Source organism: Pseudomonas sp. zfem003 (assembly GCF_032621675.1).
GTDB lineage: Bacteria > Pseudomonadota > Gammaproteobacteria > Pseudomonadales > Pseudomonadaceae > Metapseudomonas > Metapseudomonas otitidis.
On sequence record NZ_JAVYJG010000001.1, the window covers coordinates 244,505 to 264,969 of the forward strand.

Below are 20,465 nucleotides of genomic sequence, written 5' to 3' on the forward strand. Positions count from 1 at the left end.
TCAGGCCTCCCGCTCGCCGTCGAGCAGCCGCCGCAACCCCAGGGGATTGGCCTCGCGCAGCGCCGCCGGCAGCAAGGCATCGGGGAAGCCCTGGTAGCACACCGGTCGCAGGAAGCGCTGGATGGCGGCGGTGCCCACCGAGGTGGAACGGGCATCCGAGGTGGCCGGGAACGGCCCGCCGTGGACCATGGCGTCGCACACCTCCACCCCGGTCGGCCAGCCGTTGACCAGCACCCGACCGGCCTTGCGCTCCAGGGTCGGCAACAGCGCGTGGGCGGCGTCCAGGTCGGCATCGTCCAGGTGCAGGGTGGCGGTGAGCTGGCCCTCCAGGGCATCGAGGATGCGGGACACCTGCTCTGCGCCCTCGCACTGCACCACCAGCGCCGCCGCGCCGAAGACCTCGCCGTGCAACTGCGGGTCGGCGAGGAAGGCCTCGGCATCAGTGACGAACAGCTGCGCCTGGCAGCGGTTCGGCCCGTCCCCGGGTTCGCCGCTGGCGACCCGGCGCACCTGCGGGTGGCGGGCCAGGGTTGCGACCCCAGCCGCGTAGGCCTGGTGGATGCCGGGGGTGAGCATCACCTGGGCCTTGCACGGGCGCAGCTGTTCGGCGGCGTGGGCGAGGAAGGCATCCAGCGCCGCCCCGCGAGGGGCGATGAGCAGGCCCGGGTTGGTGCAGAACTGCCCGGCGCCCAGGGTCAGCGAGGCGATGAAGCCTTGGGCCAGGGCCGCGCCACGGGCCTGCAAGGCGGCGGGAAACAGCAGCACCGGGTTGATCGAACTCATCTCCGCATAGACCGGGATCGGCTCCGGCCGCGCCTGGGCCGCTTGGCACAGGGCGAGACCACCGCTGCGCGAGCCGGTGAAGCCGACCGCCTTGATGCGCGGGTCCGTCACCAGTCCAAGGCCCACTTCGCGGCCGGCGCCGAACAGCAGCGAGAACACGCCTTCGGGCATGCCGCAGCGTTCGACCGCGCGGGCCACCGCCTGCCCCACCAGCTCACTGGTGCCGGGGTGGGCGCCATGGGCCTTGACCACCACCGGGCAGCCGGCGGCCAGGGCCGAGGCGGTGTCGCCACCGGCCACGGAGAAGGCCAGGGGGAAGTTGCTGGCACCGAACACCGCCACCGGCCCCAGCGGCACCTGGCGCTGGCGCAGGTCGGGCCGTGGCAGGGGTTGGCGCTGGGGTTGCGCGCGGTCGATGCGCACGTCCAGCCACTCACCCGCGCGCAGGGTGCGGGCGAAGGTGCGCAGCTGCTGGCAGGTGCGGCCGCGCTCGCCCTGCAGGCGCGCCTGGGGCAGCCCCGTCTCGGCCATGGCGCGCTCGATCAGCGCCTCGCCCAGCGCTTCGATGGCATCGGCGATGGCGTCGAGGAAGGCCGCGCGGGCGGCCGGCGAGGTGTTCCGGTACGGGTCGAAGGCGGCCCAGGCCAGGGTGCAGGCCTGTTCCACCTGCTGGCGGCTGGCGCCCGGGTAGGCGGGTTGCAGGTGTTGGCCGGTGGCCGGGTCAATGGCGTGGAGAGCGTCGCGGGTGCCGGGCACCGCTGCGCCGCCGATCAGCATCTTGCCTGTGAGGGTCATGGGGCATCCTGGATGGCGGGTGGGCCCCACCGCCCAAGGGCGGCGGGGCGGGCGGGTTCAGGCGAGGTTCTGCTCGGCGGTCCAGTTGGCGTACCACTGGCGGAACAGGCTGTACTGCTGCTCGGCGTAGCGGCGCTGGGAGTCGCTGAGGGCGTCGCCTTCGTTGAAGTGCAGGCGGTACTCGCGGTCGCCGTTGAGCACCATCAGGTACTTGTAGAACAGCACCAGGTCGCAGCCCTCGTCGAAGGACGAGAGCACGTCCAGCGCCGCGCTCAGCTCCAGGGCCTGGCGGCGTGCGCGGGCATCGCCCTGGGCGGCCTGGCGGCTCAGCGAGACCAGCTGCAGCACCTCGCGGGGCAGCACGTTGCCGATGCCGGTGATGGTGCCGGTGGCGTTGCAGTTGACGTAGCCGTGGAACACCTGGGTGTCGACGCCGGCCATGAGGATCACCTCGTCATCCCGCGAGGTGATGTGCTCGGCGGCGTAGCGCATGGCGTCGGCGCCGCCGAATTCCTTGAAGCCGATCAGGTTGCGGTGCTGCCCGCGCAGCTCGAAGAACAGGTCGGCGCGGGTGGAGAAACTGTAGTACGGGCTGTTGTAGATCACCGACGGCAGCTCCGGCGCGGCCTGCAGCACGGCAGTGAAATGTGCCTTCTGCGCCGCCGGCGAGGCCGCGCGGGACAGCAGCCGCGGGATCACCATCAGCCCCTGGGCGCCGACCTTGGCGGCATGGGCGGCGTGGGCCACCGCCTCGCGGGTGCTCACCGCGCCGGTGCCGACGATGGTGGGCACGCCGGCCTTCACCAGGCGCGCCACGCCCTCCTGGCGCTGGGCCTCGCTGAGCAGGGGCCAGTCGCCCATGGAGCCGCAGTAGACCACGCCGCTCATGCCGGCCTGGACCAGTTCGCGGCCCTTGGCCACCAGGGCGTCGTAGTCCGGCTGGCGCGCGTCGGTGCAGGGGGTCATGAGGGCGGGGATGCAGCCGCGGAAGATGTCGATGTTCATGCTGTCGCTCCTTGAGCAGGGATTCAGGGTTCGGGAAAACGGGGCTCAGATGCCCCAGGCGAAGGGGTCCTGCTCGTCGATGAGCAGGGTGCAGTCGGCGGTGAGGTGGGCACGCCCGGTGATGAAGGGGCGGATGCGCTCGCCCTCCCACTGGTAGTGCCCCTCGAAGCGGCTGCCGGTGATGCTGGCCTGCACCCAGCGCTGGCCGGGGGCGAGCTTGCCGTCCGCCGCCAGGCAGGCCAGCTTGGCGCTGGTACCGGTGCCGCAGGGCGAGCGGTCGTAGGCCTTGCCGGGGCACATGACGAAGTTGCGGCTGTCGGCCTCGGCGTCGGCGGCGAACAGCTCGACGTGGTCGATCAGCGCCCCGCCCTCGCCGTGGATGCCCTGGGCCTCCAGGGCCCGCAGCATCGCCCAGGTGTAGCCGGTCAGGGCCTCGACGTTGTCCAGCTCCAGGCGCTGGCCGTGGTCGTTGACCAGGAAGAACCAGTTGCCGCCCCAGGCGATGTCGCCGTGGACCACGCCATGGCCGGGCACCTCCACCGGCACCTGCCGGCGATGGCGGTAGGCCGGCACGTTGCCGAGGGTGACGCGGCCGTCCTCGTGGAGGGTGGCGCTGACGGTGCCCACCGGGGTGTCGATGCGGTGCTCGCCGGGGGCCATCAGCCCCAGGTGCCGGAGGGACGCCACCAGGCCGAGGGTGCCGTGGCCGCACATGCCGAGGTAGCCGGCGTTGTTGAAGAAGATCACCCCGCAGGTGGCACCCGGCGTCACCGGCGGGCGGTACAGCGCGCCCACCAGCACGTCGTTGCCGCGCGGCTCCAGCAGGCAGGCGCGACGCCAGTGGTCGTGCTGCTCGCGCAGGCTGTCGCGCTGCTCGGCCAGGGTGCGGCCGGCGGGTTCGGGAAAGCCGTCCATCACCAGGCGCGTGGGTTCGCCGCCGGTGTGGGAATCGATGACATGGATGCGCTTCATGGGGCGGCTCCGTCAGGTCGGGGAATGGGGGTGGTCGATCAGGCGCTGGATGTCGTCCAGCAGCGCCCGGCCGACCCAGACGCCTTCGCGTTCGCTGCGCTGGCGGGCGGCGAAACGCCGTTGCGACGGCAGCCGCGCGCCCTGGTCGGTGATGGCGGCGAACAGCGCCTCGGCCCGCTGCCGGCCGGCCTCCAGCTCGCCGCCGAGAAAGCGCGCGGGGTCGAAGGCCAGCAGCAGCTCGCCATGGAGCGGCGTGGCACCGGCACCGCCGTCGAAAGCCAGGGACTCGGCGCTGGTGAGGTCGCCGATCAGCGCGCCGGCCATCAGCTCGATCATCGCCGCCAGGGCCGAGCCCTTGTGGCCGCCGAAGGTCTGCATGGCGCCCTCCAGCACGGCCCGCGCATCGGTGCTGGGCCGCCCTTCGGCATCCAGCCCCCAGCCCAGGGGAATCGGCTTGCCCTGGCGGGCGTGCAGCTCGATATCGCCCCGGGCGATGGCGCTGGTGGCGAAGTCGAAGACGAAGGGCTCGCGCCCCTCGCGGGGCCAGGCGAAGGCCAGCGGGTTGGTGCCGAACACCCCCTGGCGGCCGCCTTCCGGCGCCACCCAGGCGTGGCTGGGGGTCATGGCCAGCCCAACCAGCCCTTCGGCGGCGATGGCCTCCACCTCTGGCCACAGCGCGGAAAAGTGGAAGCAGTTGCGGATCACCAGGGCGGCGACGCCCAGCTCGCGGGCCTGCTCCACCAGCAGCGGCAGGCCGGTCTGCAGCGCCAGCAGCGAGTAGCCCCGCTGCGCATCGACGCGGACGATGGCCGGCGCCGGGCGGCTCACCCTTGGTTGGGCCTGCGGGTCCACCTTGCCGCTGCGCAGCGAGTGCACGCACACCAGCACCCGGTATAGGCCGTGGGAATGGCATTCGTCACGCTGGCCCCGGGTGATGGTGTCGGCGATGGCGCGGGCATGGTCCTCGCCCATGCCGTTGACGGTCAGCGCACGCAGTGCCAGGGCATGCACCTGGTCGAGGCTGAGGTTGATGAGGTCGTTCATGGCCAGACTCCTTCCGGTCATCGGGTTGCAGACAGTGGGCTAGGCGCGGCTGGGGAAGGCCGTGGCGGAGGGCGCGACGTCCGCGTCGGTGCCCTCCTCGCTTTCGTCCTCGCCGCTGAGGCGGATCAGCTCGGCCGGCACGCCGGTGGTGGCGCCCCAGTGGTAGATGCCCAGGGCACAGGCGGCCACGGCGAGGGTGTCGTAGGGGTGGCCGAGCACGCCCAGGCCGCCGAAGCTGCCCAGCCAGGAGAGCAGCAGGGTCACGGCGTAGAAGCCGATCAGCCAGGCGGACGAACGCACCTGCTGGGCGATGCCCAGGTGCTCGGTGGGCACGAAGCGGCGGCACAGCAGGTAGATCACGAACATCAGGATCTGCAGGCTCAGCAGCCAGGACACGGTGCCCCAGCCGGACCAGTAGACGATCAGCGCGGCGATCACGAAGGACAGCGGCCCCATCACCGCCAGGCCCCGCACGCGGAACGGGCGCGGCATGTCCGGCGCGTTGCAGCGCAGGGCCGCCACCGTAACCGGCGCCACCGCGTAGCTCAGCACCAGGGCGGCGGACACCACGTTGATCAGCGCCTCCCAGGAGGGGAACGGCAGGGTCCAGAACACCGACAGGCCGAAGGTCAGCCACAGCGCCGGGCGCGGGATGCCGGACTGCTCGTCGATGCGGGTGAAGAGGCGGAAGAAGGTGCCGGTCTGCGCCCAGCCGTAGATCACTCGCGGCGTGGCGTTCATGTAGATGTTGCCGCAGCCGCTGGGAGAGACCACCGCGTCGGCCACCACCAGGTAGGCCAGCCAGCCCACGCCGAGCACCAGGGCGATGTCGCGGTACGGCAGGGCGAACTCCTTGGACATCCCGGCCCAGCCGTTGGCCAGCAGCTCGGTCGGCACCGCGCCGAGGAAGGCCACCTGCAGCAGCACGTAGATGGCGGTGGAGAGCAGCACCGAGAGGATCAGCGCGATGGGGATGGTGCGCTGCGGGTTCTTCACCTCGCTGGCCACCGAGATGATCGGCGTCAGCCCCAGGTACGCGAAGATGATGCCGCCCGCCGACACCGCCATCTCGATGCCCGAGAGGCCGAACGGCGCGAAGCCCTGCACCTGGAAGTTCTCGGGCTTGAAGAAGGTGAAGAGCACGCCGATGACCAGCAGCGGCACGATGAACTTGAACACGCTGACCAGATTGTTGGCGCGGGCGAAGGTCTTCACGCTGCGGTAGTTGAGCCAGAAGAACAGGCACAGCAGGCCGAACTGCACCAGCCAGCCGATCAGCGTCGGGTCGCTGGAGCCCGCCTCGGTGAGGCCCGGGAACCAGGCCGCCGCGTACTGGCGGGAGGCGACCACCTCGATGGCCACCAGGCTGGAGAAGGCGATCAGCGTGATGAAGCCCATCAGGTAGCCCAGCAGCGGGCCGTGGGAGAACACCGGGTAGCGCACCACCCCGCCGGCACGCGGCAGCGCCGCCCCCAGCTCGCAGTAGATGATGCCCAGCAGCAGCACCGCGAAGCCGCCGAGGAGCCAGGAGAAGATGCCCGCCGGGCCTGCGATGGCGGAGACGTGGCTGGCCGCGAACAGCCAGCCGGAGCCGAAGATGGCCCCCAGGCCGATGAAGGTGAGGTCCGTCAGGGACAGCTGTTTCTTGAACTTTCCAGACATGGCGTAGCCTTCTTGTGCGTTATTGGATGGGCTGGAGAGATCCCTGTGCAGCACCGGGGCCTGGCGACGAATCAGGCACGAAGACGAACCGGTGCGACGGCGCCCCGAGGTCTGCAACGGCCATAGGTTGGCCCGCCCGGGCGCCTGCGGGCTTGATGCATTTCCTCGGTTCCCATGACGAAATCGGCACAGTTGGCGGAATGGCCGGGCAAGGCTCGACAGGCCCTGGCCGCCTGCGGCAACCTGCCGGCTCGCCGCGCACTGGGAGGCAGGACGATGCCGCAGAACCCGCTGGAAGGACTGTTCGCCGACGAGGGGCTGGAACGCCCCGAGAGCATGGACGCGCTGCTGGCCAGCGCACGGCTGCTGTTGCCGATGCTGGATGCGATCCCCAATGCGGCGATCTTCATCAAGGACACCCAGGCGCGTTACCTGCTGGCCAACCGCACCCTGGTCCAGCGCTGCGGCCTGAAAACCTTGCAACCGCTACTGGGCAAGACCAGCGCCGAGGTCTTCCCCGCCCAGCTCGGCCCCGGCTACACCGAGCAGGACCGCCGCGTGCTGGAGCAGGGCCAGGTGCTGGAGGACCAGCTGGAGCTGCACCTCTACGGCAGCCGCGAACCCGGCTGGTGCCTGACCCACAAACGCCCCCTGCACGACCGCGCCGGGCAGGTGATCGGCCTGGTGGGCATCTCGGTGGACCTGCAATCGGCCAGCGCCAGCCACCCCGCCTACGAACGCCTGGCCGCCGTGGACGAGCACATCCGCACGCACTTCCACGAGCCCATCACCCTGGAGACCCTCACCCGCATCGCCCGCCTCTCCGTCGCCCAGCTGGAGCGCCACTGCAAGCGCGTGTTCCACCTCACGCCCCGGCAGATGATCAGCAAGGCCCGCCTGGAACACGCCCACCGCCTGCTGCAGACCGACCTGCCCATCACCGACGTCGCCCTGCAATGCGGCTACACCGACCACAGCGCCTTCAGCCGCCAGTTCAAGCAGCTCACCGGCTTTACGCCACGGCAGTACCGGCAGGCGATGGAGTGAGAGTCATACAGGTACCCCGAGCGACCAACTCGTGCACGCCGGCCCCGTGCAGAGTGCTGTCGCATCCCGGAGCAACAGGTAGAATCCGACACCCCTCACGACTACATGGATGTTCAATGCGACTTGTCAGCGCCCTGCTTGCCTCTGCCTTGCTCCTCACACCCGTCGCTTCGGCCTCAGCCGCCATCTTCAAGTGCAAGGTGGCCGATGGCACGACCCAGTTTTCCGACCGGCCCTGCGGCACACCTGAAAATCAGGAAGTGATCGCGCATGAAACCCCATCCCCGGCCAAGACAACCGACAGTGCCGAGCAACCCGGCAAGAGTGCCCTTCCGAGAGCAGACGCACAGGCGAGTTACGAAGCAGCCGAGAAGGCCAGCCCACCACTGCTGACCCTGGCCGATCTGCAAGGCAAATGGTCGGATCTGGATTTCGACTCCCCCCTGCGAGGCTACTGGGTATTCGGCTCAAACACCCTGCGCATGGACCGCAAGGGCATGGCGATCCGTAACCGCGTCCAGACCACACTGCGCTTCAAGCTCAAGGGCAATCTGTTGACCATCATCCATGAGCCGGATGCCCTCCACGAGAAGCGCTGGGAAGAACGGCTGGTGGTCGAGCGTTACGTACCAGGTCGCCTGATCAACCTCGGAACGCTGGTGCTTTACCGCGTCAGATAGCGTGTTGGCCACAAGGCAGAGACGCACTACCGGCGGCAGCAGGACTTAACGCTCAGCGTCTACCCCACTCCTCGCACCGAAGCCGGTTGGGGGCGCCCATCAACTGAGGGATGTCCGCTCATCTTGCACACCCTCGGCTTCAGCCTCTTGCAACAGTCGTATGGCCTCTTTCCGGTCTGCCCTGATGCCATTCGAGCCATAGAACAGATTCAACCCGTGATAAAGCTTCGCCTGCGGGTGGCCACAGGCAGCAGCCTGCTCGAACAGGATGGCTGCCCGCTGGCAATCCTGCTCAACCCGATCCCCTGTATCGAAGCACTTCGCCAAGGCAGTGATTGCGGGGGCATGGCCCAGCTCAGCCGCCTCACTGAGCATCTCGAAGCTTCTGCGTTCGAACGCCTCGATACCCTCCCCGGGAGCGAGGATCGAGCGTGCCACCTGCGGGTCCCCCTCATCCAGCAATCGTTCCGCTTCTCGTATTACGGATTCGGTATCGGTGATGTCATGCATGGACTCAGTTCCTTGATGTCAGGCGAGCAATTTTCACGCTAAAAAACAGCCCGCCATCAGGCGGGCTGTTTCATTCGCTACAGCCTTACAGCTACTGCCAGTTCACCGCGATGATCTGGTTCAGCTGATCCCGCTGAGCCTGGGTCAGATTCATCTCCCCGCCCTGCGGTGCACCGAAGGCGGCCATGGCGTTGACCAGGTTTTCCAGCTGATTGGCGTAGAGCGTGGAGCTGCCGGCTTGCACTGCGTCCAGTTTCTGCGCCGCGCCCGCGTACCAGTCCTGCACGGTGATGGCGTCGGCCGAACCCAGCACGTCGATCACCAGGTTGTTGCCCTGGCGGGACAGCCAGAGGTTCTCGCGGGTGATGCCTTCGATGCTCAGCACATCGTTGTCGGCGGGCTTGTTCGACAGGTTGTTGATGACGTCCTGGCCGTCGCCGGCGGCGAAGCGGTAGGTGTCGTTGCCGTCCCCGCCGATCAGGTAGTCATTACCCTTGTTGCCGCGCAGTGTGTCGTTGCCTGCGCCACCGTCGATCAGGTCGGCGTCCGAGGAGCCGAGGATGTTCTGATCGCCCGCCTGGCCGGCCAGGACGGTGCCGAAGGAGCGGTCGTCCGGGACGTTCAGGTAGTTCGGCGAACCGACGGTGTCCGGGTTGGTGAGGCCGAAGGCGCTGAACACCTGGGCCGTGGTCAGTTGCCCGCCGGCTGCGAAGGTGATCACGTCGACGACGGCGTCGCCGCCCAGGAACCAGTTCTTCAGGGTGACCTGATCGCTGCCACCGCTAACCTTGAGCACCAGGTCGTTACCGCTCTTCATCAAGCCACTGGAGACTTGATTGAAGGCGATGCCTTCGAAGCGCAGCGTGTCGTAGCCGCCACCGGTGTTGTCGATGACGTCCTGCCCGCTGCCGGCGCTGAAGACGTAGGTGTCGTCGCCACGCCCGCCGAGCAGGGTGTCGTTGCCCTGGCCACCGACGAGGGTGTCGTTGCCATTGCCCCCTTCCAGACGATCGTTGCCGGCGCCGCCGGACAGCGAATCGTTGCCGTTGTAGCCGAGCAGCAGGTCGCGCTGGGCGGTGCCGTTGAGGGCACCGTCGTTGCCCGCCGTGCCCTGCACGGTGTTGTCGAAGGCCGCCACCGGGGTCGGCACCGCGATACCGAACGCGCCGAAGATCTGCGCGGCGGTGAGCTGGCCACCGGTCTCGAAGGTGAAGGTCTCGACCAGGTTGTCGCCACCCAGGAAGAAGTCCTTCAGCGTCACCTGGTTGGTGGTGCTGCCGTTGACCTTGAGGATCAGGTCGTTGCCCGACTTGGACAGGCCCGAGCCCACCTGGTTGTAGGTGATGCCACCGGCGAAGCGCAGGGTGTCGGCAGCGCCGCCCGACTCCTCGATCACGTCCAGGCCTGCGGTGTAGACGTAGGTGTCGTCACCCACGCCGCCTAGCAGGCGGTCATTGCCCGCCCCGCCGGCCAGGGTGTCGTTGCCGGCCCCGCCGATCAGCACGTCGTTGCCTGCCGTGCCGGTCAGCGAATCGGCACCGCCCAGGCCGGGAACCGGCGGTTGCCCGGTGCCCGGGTCGGTGGGGTTCGGGTCCACCGGGCCGGGGGTGCCGGTACCGTCCGGGAAGGCGGTGATCATGCCGGCGATCTGCGCGGTGGTGAGGTAGCTGCCGCCGTCGTCCGGCTGCACGTAGTCGATGGCCGAGTCACCGCCCAGGAAGTGGTTGGTGATGCGCAGCTGGTGGGCCATGTCCTTGTCGACGAGGATGACCAGGTCATTGCCGTCGCGGTGGAAGCTCAGACGCGCACGGGCCACGCCATTGAGCACGAAGACGCCGTCGAAGCCGCCACCGGTGTTGTCGATGACGTCCTTGCCGCCGCCGGCGCGGTAGTAGTACCTGTCGTCGCCGGCACCGCCCACCAGACGGTCGTTGCCGTCCTCGCCGTCGAGCACATCGTTGCCTGCACCGCCGATCAGGGTGTCGTCACCCGAGCCCGCATTACCTCCGTTGCCGCCGGAGAGGTAGTCGTTGCCGTCACCGCCCTCCAGCTGGTCATTGCCGCCCATGCCGAACAGGGTGTCGTTGCCGGCCAGGCCGCGCAGCAGGTCACGGCCGTCGTAGCCGGAGAGACGATCCGCCGTGGTGCCGCCGTCGATCACCGTCTCGTAGCCGCCGGCTACGCCGTTGGCTGCGACCATATGGCCGATGCGCGTGGCGGTGAGCATGAAGCCGCCGTCCGGCTGGACGTAGCTGATGGCCTTGTCGCCGCCGAGGAAGTGCCCCTGCACGCGCACCGACTGCTGGGCATCGCCGTCGACCAGGATCACCAGGTCGTCGCCGTCACGGCGGAAGCCGAGCCGGTCCTGGGTGATGCCGCCGGTGAAGAACACGCCGTCGTTGCCGCCACCGGTGTTGTCGATGACGTCCGCACCGTCGCCCAGGGCGTAGACGTACTTGTCGTCCCCGGTGCCGCCGATGAGGCGGTCAGCACCCGCACCGCCATCGAGTTGGTCGTTGCCGGAGCCGCCCAGGATCAGGTCGTCGCCGTCTTCGCCTTCGAGGTAGTCGTTGCCGCCCTCGCCGAGGATGGTGTCGTTGCCGGCACGGCCCCAGGCCTTGTCGTCGCCGGCCCCCAGGTGAATGGTGTCAGCCAGGTCGCGGTAGCCGAGGATGCTGTCGGCGTTGTCGGTGCCGTGGTGGATCACGCGGTTTTCCACATCCGCCTGGCTCAGCGAGCTGCCGTCGGCGAAGGTCAGGCTGTCCAGCTTGAAGTGGTCGGTCGGCTCCTTGAACCAGTTCTGCACGGTGATGCGGTCAGTGCCGTTGGCGTGCTCGATGATCAGGTCCAGGCCACGGCGGTGGAAGCCCAGGTCCGCCGCAGCGATGCCCTCGCCGAAGCTCAGGGTGTCGAAGCTCGGATCGATGTTGCTAAAGGCTTCGTTGGCGCGGCGCTCGATCAGCAGGTCCTGGCCGTCACCGAGGTTGAAGCGGTAGGTGTCGTCGCCGAAGGAGCCGTAGATCGTGTCGTTGCCGGTGCCGCCTTCGATCACGCTGGCGTTGCCGCTCCAGGCGTCGTTGCGCGCGACGATCAGGTCATTGCCTGCCCCACCGATGAGGGTGTCGGAGCCCTGGCCATGTAGCGTGTCGTTGCCATCGCCGCCCAGCAGTTCGCCGTAGCCTTCCAGCAGGTCGTCGCCGCTGCCGCCATCGAGCAGGCCGTTGCCCTGCAGGGTGTCGTTGCCGGCGTCACCGAACAGCTGGTCGTTGCCGCCCCCGCCGATCAGCGAGTCATGGCCCTCGCCACCGCGCAGGGTGTCGTTGCCATCGCCGCCGTCGAGCAGGTCATCGCCGGCATCGCCGCTCAGCAGATCGGTCTGGTAGCCGCCGAACAGGGAGTCATTACCTTCGCTGCCGGAGAGCTGGTTCTCGCCCTCTTCGCCGTACAGCTGGTCGTCACCCGCACCGCCGAAGAGCGTGTCGTTGCCCGCTTCGCCATGCAGGGTGTCGTTGCCTTCACCACCCAGCACCTGGTCGTTGCCGAAGCCCGCCTGGACGAGGTCGTTGCCCAGGCCAGCGTCGATCACATCGTCGTCGGCATGGCCGTAGATGGCGTCGTCCTGGGCGGTGCCCTCCAGCGCCTTGAGCTTGAGGGTGTTGAAGTCCCAGGCCAGGCCGCCGTCGAAGACGAATTGCTCGATGGCGTACACACCAGGCTGCCCAGCCTGGTAAGAGAACTGCCCCTGGATCCGCACGCTGTCGCCCGTGGTCTTATGGGTCACCACCAGGTCTTCGCCGTCACGGCGCAGCAGCAGGTCCTCCGGTGCCACACCGTCGAAGCGAACGCTGTCGGTACCGCTCCGGTCGATGATGAGGTCATGACCCCATTGCGCCGTGAGCCGGTACTGGTCGTTGCCGGCGGCGCCCTCCAGTTGATCGTCGCCCGCCCCACCGTCCAGCAGGTCATCACCCTCCCCGGCCAGCAGGGTGTCGTTGCCGAGACCGCCTTCGACGAGGTCGTTGCCTATCCCGGCGTCCAGGAGGTCGTCCCCTTCGCCGCCTCGCACGGTGTCGTTACCTGCGCCCGCGTAGACCGTGTCGTTACCGCCCAGCGCGTCGATCAGGTCGTCGGTGGAATAGGCGTTGATCAGGTCGCCCGCAGCCGTGCCGTCCAGGGTGAGCTGGCGCAGTTGCGTAGCGGCGATGAACGTTTCCAGCCCATCGCCGTAGCGCAAGCGAATGCCACTCAGCGGTACCTCGTCGCGGAAGAACGCGGAAAGCGAGATCAGGTCAGCCGGGCTGTCCGGGAACGAAACCTCGAGGCTGGTGCCATTGCGGCGGAAGACCAGGGTTTCCAGCGGCAGGTCCGCGAGGTAGATCGTCACGATCCCTTCGTAGGCATCCACGATCACATCCTGTCCGTCACCACGGGCGAACAGGTAGTTGTTGGTGCCATTGCCACCGTCTAGGCGGTCGTTACCCTTGCCACCGGCCAGGAAGTCATCACCCGCGCCACCCACCAGGGTGTCGTCGCCGTCTCCACCTTGCAGGGTGTCGCGGCCGGCGCTGCCATTGAGGTAGTCATTGCCGGCACCGCCCACCAGCGTATCGTCACCGACACCCGCGTCGATGCGATCGTTGCCTTCGCCCCCATCCAGGTAGTCGTTGCCCTCGCCACCTTCCAGCATGTCGTCGCCGGCTTCGCCGAACAGCCGGTCATCGCCGATGCCGCCATCGAGAGTGTCACGCCCCTCGCCACCCAGCAGGGTGTCGTTGCCGCCATAACCGAACAGACGATCGTCCCCCTCCAGACCGGAGAGCTGATCGTTGGTCACGTAGCCTTCGATGCGGTCGTTGCCGGCCGTGGCCTGCAGCACCAGGTTCTTGACGTCGGCGATGGTCCACACCGTGCCGTTGTGGAACTCGATGCGGTCGACGGCGACACCGTTGGTGCCTTCGGCGCTGAAGTAGTTGGTGAGCCGCACACTGTCACTGGCCGAGGTCTGCAGCAGCAGGTCATTGCCATTGCGCTTCACGCCGACGCTGGCGGGATCGATACCGGCACCGAATACCACGCGGTCGATCTTGCCGCCGGCTGCATCGGCGGCGTTATCGATCACATCATTGCCGTGACCAATATCGAACAGGTAGCTGTCGTTGCCACGCCCGCCAATCAGCGAATCGTTGCCGGCCCCACCGATCAGGGAATCATTACCGTCATCCCCCATCAGCACATCGTCGCCAGCGCCGCCGGAGAGCTGGTCGTTGCCACCCAGGCCATGGATGCTGTCGTTGCCTGCCAGGGCATCGATGCTGTCGCCAGCGGCAGTGCCGAACACCAGGTCATTGCCAGCGGTCAGCGACGAGGCGGTCAGCAGATCAAGCATCTGCTGCTGGCTCAGGCCACCGCCATCGACGAAACGGATTGCCTCGATGGCGCCATAGGCCAGCGAACCGTCGAAGTCAAAGAAGTTATCGATGCGCACCGACCCGGCATCGCTGCCGTCGGTGTTCTTGACGTGGACCCAGACAGTGGTGGCGTTACGCGAGAACACCAGGTCGCCCTGGTTGATGCCGGCACCAAAGACGATCTGGTCGAGGCCGCCCCGGTCGAGGATCGCGTCGTTGCCCTGGCCGCGCGCGAAGTGATAGCTGTCGACGCCGGAATAGCCATACAGGCGGTCATCGCCGCCCGCGCCATAAAAAATCGTTCCGGAGTCGATGCCATAAAGCGTGTCGTTACCAGAGGTGCCGATACGCGTAGAGAAATCGAAGAAAGGCGCCAGTTCGATGCTGGAGGCCGTGATGGCCTGGAATGCGGCATCACGTTTGGCTCGATAAGCCGGCGAATAGGTGCCCAGGTCGTTGAGGATGGTGATGACGTCGCGCACGCGCTCCGGCTTGCCCTCGGCGAGCAACCCGCTCAGCTTGCCCTGCAGCGCGTTCCAGTCGACGGCGATGCTCTGCGCGTCGGAGCCGAAGCCGGACCGGATGATGTCCAGCTCGTTGGCGTATTCGGTCTGCGCCATGATCTGCGCGGCAGTGAAGCGCTTGAACTCCAGGTACTCGGCCACCAGGATCGGAGCAGCCTGCCCATGGGGGTTCGGGTCCCGCTCGCCCCAGCACCAGGTACCCAGGTAAGGGTGCCCAACCAGATTCTCCAGGGTGACGAGCTGGCGCGCGTCCATCACGTGGCCGTAGACCTTCTTGGGGTCGCGGCTGTAGGGGTCGACGCCCTCGGCGCCGGCCCAGCGGTAGATCAGGGTGTCGAGCAGTGCATCGCGCTGGCTCGGCGCTGCGGCGACGTACTGCGCCAGCAGGTCCTTGAGGCCGGCATCCAGCGCCATGGCCTGGCGCAAGTCCTGGACCTTGCCGAAGCCTTTAGCGTTGGCCATGGTCAGCACGTCCCTGGGTAGCACGATGTCGCCGCTGTTGATGCGGCGGGTGCTGTCGACCTTGAACCAGACGTCGGCCGCCGTGGAGGCGATGCCGTTGGCCAGCATCACGGTGCCGATCTGGCGGTGCTCATGGCCGTTGGCATCGGTATGGCTCGAGGTGCTGTAGCCGGTGCTGATGGAAACGACGCCCGCAGCAGCCAGCCCCTGCAGTTCGCCATCATCGCTGACGCCATTGCCGTTGAGGTCGCGCCAGACCTGCAGGGTCGAGTACGCAGCGTCCTGGGCGTTGATCACGCCGTCGCCGTTGCTGTCGTACTCGGCCAAAGCCTGGAAGCCGTTCTCGGCCTTGTTGCCATTGCTCAACAGGCTGTGGTTGCCGAACAGCTCGGTGCCATTGCTGATGCGCCCGTCACCGTTGCGGTCATGCACCAGCAGGCCGTCGTCGGGGCTGACCCAGCCGGACATTTCGCTGAGGCCGTCGCCATCGAGGTCGAAATAGCTCGCCCCCACTTTCAGGGTTTCGATGCCATCGCCGTCCAGGTCGATGACGATCGGCGAGGTACGGTTTTCAGCGTCTCCAGTATCCGGCTCTTCCTCTTCCTCCTCGTCGGTGAGGACGATCTGAAGCGAGCTCTTGTCCTTGTGGTAGTTGAGGATGGTCAGGCCGCCATTGACGGTCAGCGTGCTGCCACTGAGCACATAGACGTTGCCGCGCTTGTCCTTGTAGACATTCTCAGGGTCGCTTTCCTTTCGTGTACCACCGGCCAGCACCTGGTTACCGAGGTAGACCTGCCCCCTGCCCGCATCGTCATCCTCGATCACGTCCTGCTTGTCGGCGAAATAGGTGTCGAAGTCTGCACCACCACGCAGCGTGTCCAGCCCGGCTCCGCCGACCAGGATGTCGTTACCGACGCCGCCTGTGATGAGGTCATTGCCGATGCCACCATCGAGGTAGTCAAGGCCGCCATCGCCGTAGAGGGTGTCGTCCCCCTCGCGGGCGAAAACATTGTCGTCGCCATCCCCGCCGTAGATCGTGTCATTGCCGCCATTGCCGTAGATCAGATCGCTCCCACCCTCGCCACGCAGGAGGTTGTTGCCGGTGTTGCCGCGAATCTCGTTGTCCAGGCTGTTGCCGGTGCCGTTGATGTCGTCGCTGCCGGTGAGTTCGAGGTTCTCGACGTTCGCGGACAGCGTGTGGCTGACGCTCGACTTGACCAGGTCGGTACCGGCATTGGCACCCTCGACCACGGTATCGCCCTCGTCGTCGACGATGTAGGTATCGTCGCCGGAGCCGCCCTCCATGCTGTCGGCTCCGCCACGGCCGTCCAGTTGGTCGTTGCCGTCACCGCCAAAGAGCTGGTCGTTGCTGTAACCGGTACCGAACAGCGTGTCGTTGCCCTTGCCGGCAATCACCGCAGCCCCCTTGTAGGGAATGATTTCGGTGAAATTCAACATCGTCATGGGATCGATGACGCCGTTGTTGCTCACATCCCCGCCGTCGTATACGACATAGCGTCCCTCGGGATCCTCGTAGGTGATGATGTTGTTGGTCACCAGGCGGCCGATGACCCCAGCGAACAGTCCCGTGAAGTAGGCCAGTCGGTCGACCAGGATGGCCTTGTTGGCCAGCTCTGCTGCATCAGCCAGGCGATTCTTTACATCCAGCGCATACCAGTCCTCACCGGCGAGGACGAGCTTCTGCGAGACCGAGCCGGTGAACTGGATGGGAACCTGCCTGCCAATGCCGGAAGGGTCGATCTGATCCTTGGTGAGGTAGTTGGTGAACTGCGCCAGAAAACCACCACCGTCGTAGTCGAAGTTGTCATTCCTCGGCTCGACACAGATGTCCAGGATTTCCCGGGAGCCATCCTCGTTCACGTAGAACAGCGCATCCTTGTTGATCTGGTACTCGCCGGAACCGAAGATGTAGGCCCGTTCGGCATAGTCGCTATCCAGGACCCCCTGGTAATACCCGCTCACCGCGAGTACGCCATCGTCCGGGTTCTTGCCATAGGCCTTGAGTAACTGGTCCCGCGTGTAGACACCTGCGGCGAGCTTCTTGCCAGTCCCAAGGTAGGCATCATCGTGCCCACCGAGAAAGTTCCTCACATATTTGAAACGTTCGACGCCTACAAAACGCCCTGCTCCGGCAGTCATGAACTCGTTCATGTCCACCTGAATAGCCGTGCCAGTCGCACCTTTCGGGCGTATCAGAGCGTCATCCTTCAGGTTGCCAGGCGGCGCATCCTTGTCGAATAGATAGCGGGAAACGATCTGTTCAATCGTGGGCAAACTCATGGTCTATTTCCTTACAGTCCAGTCCATTTGATGGTTTGGGTTCCAACTCCGTTATCACTGTCTTGCGTCAGTAATTCCCCGCAGTTGGATACCGTGGCCGTACGCGTATGCGTCGCGATCCCTCTGGCCATGGTCGCCAACGTTTCAAGGTAGGCAGCCCTATTGCCCGCCAGCACCTCTGCACGCGATCGCCCGTAGGGCGTGCTGTCACAGCAGGCGATGTCGACGAAGCTGTAGGTCATGCTGTAGTAGGTATTGCCGAAACCACGGAAGCGTTCATAGAGGCTGGGGCGGCCGAACTCCTGCACCACATCCGCCTTCTCGCGGACTGAGATGAGCCGGCTGTCGGTGAAGGTCGCCGTGCCGTCGGCGGCGGCGCGGTAGCTCACCAGCACGAAGGGCTCGCGAACACTTGCAGCATTGAACTGCGGTCGACGTGGGGCCACGGGTTCGATGGCGAAATTTTCCTCGAAGGTCTTCTCGTTGCCCTGCATGCGTTCCATCAGGGCCTTGAGATCCAGCGCCGGCGGGTTGTGGATGATGCCTGTCCGGTTTTCCTGGCTGCGGAACAGATCGTCATGCCGCTGGCTGTTGATGGCATCGAGACGGATCAGGCTGCGCAGGAACGCCTGGCGATGTTCCTCAGGGCCCAGCACACGGTTCTGGGCGATGCACAGTCCCGAGTCGTTCTGCACGATGCGATAGCCGACAAATGCCGAGGCGATCATCACCGGAACTACGAGCAGCCCCCCCATGAGAAACAGGAGACGGAAGCGTTGAACCTTGCTGGGCTGGTGCATCGATGCAAATCCTTTAGCAATCATGGGAGCAGATACCTGCCTGGCACCGACCTGAACCTGGGGAATGAATCGGAATGGTGCCAAGCCTGAACTGCAGACAAACGAGATCCCGGCCAACCTGACGGGTCAGGAGCCGAGCCTTGCAGTAGGCAGAAGGATGGCCGCCCTGCAGGCAGCCGACATGAGAGAGGGGCATGCTCATCCTTGATACGGAGTATTGACCGACGACCCTGTCGGTTTCCGTGTTAGATGGCGTAGAAGACGCCTTTGCAGGATCAGCGTCAATCAGTGCGAGATGGATTCTGTGAAGCAGTTCCGAGCAGGCGAGAGCCCCCTCGAACATCCCTTCTAGACCCGAACCAGAGAACGCGAAGCCTACCCCGCTCCGCGTGTCAAAGAACCTCCAGCCGGCTTCGGAAGTCCGGGCGGCGCAGCATCGCGCCGCTGCCGGCTCTTAGACCGAAACGGCACCCTACGTCTGGTTTGCCGTTTCGCGTTTCCAGGAATCACGGGGCCGGAAACAGCCCCATCAAATCCTGAACGTATCCACCAGCTGCTTCAGCCGGCTGACCTGCTGATCCAGCTCGGTACAGGCCTTCAGGCTGGCCTGCAGGTTGTGCACGCCGTCCTGGTTGAGGACGTTGATCTCGGTGATGTCCATGTTCAGGCTTTCGATCACCGAGGTCTGTTCCTCGGTGGCGGTGGCCACGGACTGGTTCATGCCGTCGATCTCGCCGATGCGGCGGGTGACGCCGCGCAGGTTTTCGCCGGCCTGGCCGCCGATGCGCACGCTGTCGTCGCTGAAGTGGCGGCTTTCGCCCATGGTCGCCACGGCTTCGCGGGCGCCGGTCTGCAGCTGTTCGATCATCTGCTGGATCTCCAGCGCCGAGCTCTGGGTGCGCTGGGCCAGGTTGCGCACTTCGTCGGCCACCACGGCGAAGCCGCGTCCTGCCTCGCCGGCGCGGGCGGCTTCGATGGCGGCGTTGAGCGCCAGCAGGTTGGTCTGCTCGGAGATGCCCTTGATCACGTCGAGGATCTGGCCGATGTCGTTGCTCTTCTGGCTGAGCACTTCGATGTGGTTGCTGGACGCCTGGATCTTCTCCGACAGCTCGCCCATCGCCACCAGGGTGCGCTCGACCATGCCTTGCCCTTCCTCGGCGTCGCGGCGGGCGTCGCTGGCCTGCTCCGAGGCGTCGGCGGCGTTGCGGGCGATCTCCTGGGCGGCGGCGCCCAGTTCGTTGATGGCGGCGGCCACGCTGTCGGTGCGGGCGGCCTGTTCGCTGGAGTTGGTCATGGAGGCGTTCGACGCCTGCACCACGGTGCTCACCCGCTCGTGCACCTCGCGCGTGGCGGAGGCCACCTCGCGGATGGATTTGTGGATGCGCTCGACGAAGCGGTTGAAGGCATCGGCCAGTTCGCCGAACTCGTCACGGGAGTCGATCGACAGGCGCTGGGTCAGGTCGCCCTCGCCCTCGGCGATGCCGCTCATGGCGTGGCTCATCACGTGCAGCGGGCGCAGCAGGATGCGGATCAGACCGCCCAGCAGCAGGAGGATGGCGACCACGCCGATGATGGTGGACATCAGCGCGGAAACGCGGAACTCCTGCAGGGCGGCGAAGGCCTTGGACTCGTCGACGGACAGGCCCACGTACCAGCGCACCCCGGTCAGCCCTTCTACCGGCAGGAAGGTCACGATCCGCGCCTCGCCGTTGCGGTCGCTCACGCTCTGCAGGGCGGACTCCAGGCGCGGCGCAGTGCCGGCGAACAGGTCCGGCAGCTTCTTCAGGACCAGCTGCTGGTCGGGGTGGACCAGCACCGTGCCCTTGTCGTCCACCAGGAAGGCGTAGCCCATGCCGCCCAGGTCGAAGGAGTTGAGTATCTCGTCGACCGTCTTCAGCTTGAGGTCACCGCCGACGACGCCCTGCAGGGTGCCCGAGGCGTTCACCGGGCGGGTGATGGTGATCAGCAGGCCGTCGCGCGGGTCGGCGGCCAGGTAGGGCTCGGTCAGGCCGGGGCCGCTGGTCTGCGCCGCCTTCTTGTACCAGGGCCGCTGGCGCGGGTCGTAGCCGGCGGGCAGTTCGCTGGGCGGGAACTGGGTGTAGGTGCCGCTTGCCTGGCCGTAGTACGCATAAAGGAAGGCGGAGGCGATGCTGCGGTGCTGCAGGCTCTTGGCCAACGCCGCCTCGCTGCTGTCGTCCTCGATGGACTCGGCCAGGTTCTCCAGCAATTGCATGCGGCCCACCAGCCAGTGCTGGATGTTGCCCGTGGAGACCTGGCCCACATCGTTGAGGTAGTTGGCAAGGTTCTGGCGGATGGCGTTCCGCTGCAGGTAGTCGTTGTACAGCGCGAAGGACGCGAAGGCAGCGATCACCACCAGGGAGGCTGCCACCATGATCTTGTGGCTGAATTTCAGGGTTCGCATGGAGGAACTCGCTCAAAAAGGTGCAAAGGCATGAGGTGGCCACAGGCGTT

The 20,465-nt window shown here is 66.6% G+C and carries 11 protein-coding genes and 1 pseudogene; 2 read left to right on the top strand and 10 right to left on the bottom strand.

The features are described 5' to 3' along the window. From RTK35_RS01220 to RTK35_RS01240, 5 genes are read right to left on the bottom strand one after another with little or no spacing between them, the layout of a single operon-like run. Complete coding sequence (locus RTK35_RS01220) at positions 1–1,578, bottom strand: aldehyde dehydrogenase (NADP(+)) (RefSeq protein ID WP_172433538.1); 1,578 nt, start codon at positions 1,576–1,578, stop codon at positions 1–3. Between the two features lie 57 nt (positions 1,579–1,635). Beyond that, positions 1,636–2,583: a dihydrodipicolinate synthase family protein gene (locus RTK35_RS01225; RefSeq protein WP_316907166.1), complete on the bottom strand. Its 948-nt coding sequence runs from the start codon at positions 2,581–2,583 to the stop codon at positions 1,636–1,638. A 45-nt stretch (positions 2,584–2,628) separates the two neighbouring features. Beyond that, positions 2,629–3,555 carry a 4-hydroxyproline epimerase gene (locus RTK35_RS01230; protein ID WP_316907167.1) on the bottom strand — a complete coding sequence of 309 codons (927 nt, stop codon included), beginning with the start codon at positions 3,553–3,555 and terminating at the stop codon, positions 2,629–2,631. 12 nt (positions 3,556–3,567) lie between these two features. After that, positions 3,568–4,599: an Ldh family oxidoreductase gene (locus RTK35_RS01235; protein WP_316907168.1), complete on the bottom strand. Its 1,032-nt coding sequence runs from the start codon at positions 4,597–4,599 to the stop codon at positions 3,568–3,570. A 39-nt stretch (positions 4,600–4,638) separates the two neighbouring features. Next, positions 4,639–6,261 carry an APC family permease gene (locus tag RTK35_RS01240; protein ID WP_316907169.1) on the bottom strand — a complete coding sequence of 541 codons (1,623 nt, stop codon included), beginning with the start codon at positions 6,259–6,261 and terminating at the stop codon, positions 4,639–4,641. Positions 6,262–6,537: 276 nt separating this feature from the next. Between RTK35_RS01240 and RTK35_RS01245 the strand changes: the two genes are divergently transcribed. Beyond that, positions 6,538–7,308, top strand: coding sequence for an AraC family transcriptional regulator (locus tag RTK35_RS01245; RefSeq protein WP_316907170.1), 771 nt, complete (start codon positions 6,538–6,540; stop codon positions 7,306–7,308). A 116-nt stretch (positions 7,309–7,424) separates the two neighbouring features. Further along, complete coding sequence (locus tag RTK35_RS01250) at positions 7,425–7,988, top strand: DUF4124 domain-containing protein (RefSeq protein WP_182852693.1); 564 nt, start codon at positions 7,425–7,427, stop codon at positions 7,986–7,988. Positions 7,989–8,087: 99 nt separating this feature from the next. On the opposite strand, the gene RTK35_RS01255 is transcribed toward RTK35_RS01250, so the two are convergent. From RTK35_RS01255 to RTK35_RS30430, 5 genes and pseudogenes are all read right to left on the bottom strand, one after another. Further along, positions 8,088–8,498: a hypothetical protein gene (locus RTK35_RS01255; RefSeq protein WP_316907171.1), complete on the bottom strand. Its 411-nt coding sequence runs from the start codon at positions 8,496–8,498 to the stop codon at positions 8,088–8,090. 91 nt (positions 8,499–8,589) lie between these two features. Continuing rightward, entirely contained in the window at positions 8,590–17,193 is an 8,604-nt protein-coding gene (locus tag RTK35_RS01260; protein WP_316907172.1) for a calcium-binding protein, read from the bottom strand. Between the two features lie 11 nt (positions 17,194–17,204). Beyond that, complete coding sequence (locus RTK35_RS01265; protein WP_316907173.1) at positions 17,205–17,993, bottom strand: hypothetical protein; 789 nt, start codon at positions 17,991–17,993, stop codon at positions 17,205–17,207. A gap of 529 nt (positions 17,994–18,522) precedes the next feature. Next, on the bottom strand, positions 18,523–19,287 hold the full coding sequence (locus RTK35_RS30425; RefSeq protein WP_371320986.1) for a methyl-accepting chemotaxis protein: 765 nt from the start codon (positions 19,285–19,287) through the stop codon (positions 18,523–18,525). 93 nt (positions 19,288–19,380) lie between these two features. Next, positions 19,381–20,415 (bottom strand): annotated as a pseudogene (locus RTK35_RS30430) (cache domain-containing protein); the annotation flags it as partial. Between the last annotated feature and the right edge of the window lie 50 nt (positions 20,416–20,465).